Annotated in this window: 2 protein-coding genes; both read right to left on the minus strand. The window is 59.6% G+C overall.

What is annotated here, in order from left to right; genetic code table 11:
• Positions 1-222: 222 nt before the first annotated feature.
• Complete coding sequence (locus JFT58_RS30010; protein WP_198834882.1) at positions 223-552, minus strand: hypothetical protein; 330 nt, start codon at positions 550-552, stop codon at positions 223-225.
• A gap of 291 nt (positions 553-843) precedes the next feature.
• Positions 844-1,461, minus strand: a complete 618-nt coding sequence (locus JFT58_RS30015; protein WP_057978607.1) for a lambda exonuclease family protein — start codon at positions 1,459-1,461, stop codon at positions 844-846.
• Positions 1,462-1,622: the final 161 nt, after the last annotated feature.

A 1,622-nucleotide genomic window follows, 5' to 3' on the forward strand; every position in this document is an offset into this window, starting at 1 on the left:
GCGTAGTCAGCCATGCCGACTCAATTGGCCCGCCTTTCAGTCGAAAGCTCGACTTGAAGGCCCGCAGGACGCGCTTACGGATGCGCCTGCGCGACAGATCGTTACGCTTGATGCGTTGGGGGGGGGGGGGTAGACATATCGCACCTCCAGGCACGCGCCTGCCGCGCAGGCTGGCGTGATTCGTTGATATGGGGTATTACGGGTGACTGGCATGGAGCCGGATTAGGCGGGTTCGATGATCTCGTCGCCCGGGTCTTTCTGGGTGGCCATCAGGCTTTTATTGCGAAATTCCCGCGCCACGTTTTGCGATATCTCGATTTCGTGGCGCGGCGGATTTAGTAGCGGCTGGCACTTCGCGGAACCCATCGCGTGCAGGTGATGAATCATCAGCGTCATCGCCTCGCCCTGCTCAGTAATGCCTGACCACTCCATGAGGTCGGCCAGGGCCTGGCGGGTGCCGGGCCGAACCCTGAGCCTCAATTCCTCTTCGGCAAGTGCCACACGCCTTCTTGCAGACTTGGCCGAGCGTTCTTTCTGCGGTACTGCTGCCATGGCCTACCTCTTCTATTCCGCTGGCCGGCAGTGCAAGCCAGGTTTGACGTTTGCGTTGCTGGGTGCGGGCTATGCGGAGCATGAGGTGCTTCCACGCCGGGCCTTTGGATAGTCGATGCCGTGGGCCGCGATGATCCGCTCAAAGGCCTTATTGTTGATGGCGAGCTTTCCGCAGCACTGGCGCCGTGTGATTCCAAGCTCCAGGAATGCACGGATGCGCTCGGCGTACTCTGGCAGCGATATCTTCGGATGCCGGCCGAAGGCGTTCTACTTCGTTCTGTAGGATGCTGATCATGCTGCGATCCCCAATACTTGGTTCATGCGATCTTCGAGGATTTCATAGAAGGTCTTAACCCGCTCGGACAGCTTGCGGATCATGGCTTCGTCCCGGTAGGCGCGCTTTATGAACAGCGGCATACCGGGCCAGTAGCAAACGAAATCAATCCACTCACGCTCAGAGACCCACAGGCCGCCCTGGCACTGGGCGACGTGTTCCTTGGGGATTTCACCGGAGAGGATCACCTCAACCTGGAACTTCGGGAGTTTTGTTTTGATTTCGGTGAGGCCCTTAGGTCCCACCAGCGAGTCAGGCGAGTATCCGGCGCCGTGGTTGAGGATGATCGCCACCTGGTTGGTTTCGACTTCCTCTCGCTGCTCGTAGAGCTTGCGGGCGACACCTTCCAGTTCGTGGCCCCGCTCGGTGTGGCGGTTGCCCATGAACGGGTCGGCAGCCTCGCCGGTGATGCGCTCGCCGATCAGCGTATTCATGTAGGTGAACGCTCCGGCACCGAACCCTGACTCGCCCTTGCCGTTAACCAGCAAGCATTCCAGCTCCGAGCAGGTGACGATACCCAAGCGCAGGGCCAGCCATTCCGGCGAACCCTGCTCAACTTCAGTGATTATTTGCATGGCTTACTCCTGCGGCCGACTGGCGGACTTGCTTATTCGAGCAGAGACGGCATCGAATTCGGATTTGAAGACGTTGGCGGCACAGCCGTACTTGGCTTTGAAGTTCTCCTGAAGTACTGGGCTGCACTTCTGCAACAGTGCGTCGAGCTGGGCGGCCTGGC

This window comes from Pseudomonas sp. MF6767 (assembly GCF_016405475.1).
Classification (GTDB): Bacteria; Pseudomonadota; Gammaproteobacteria; order Pseudomonadales; family Pseudomonadaceae; genus Aquipseudomonas; species Aquipseudomonas paracarnis.

Excerpts from the sequence above, each read along its gene's own strand:
- JFT58_RS30010 (WP_198834882.1), bottom strand. The coding sequence starts at position 552 with ATGGCAGCAGTACCGCAGAAAGAACGCTCGGCCAAGTCTGCAAGAAGG.
- JFT58_RS30015 (WP_057978607.1), bottom strand. The coding sequence starts at position 1,461 with ATGCAAATAATCACTGAAGTTGAGCAGGGTTCGCCGGAATGGCTGGCC.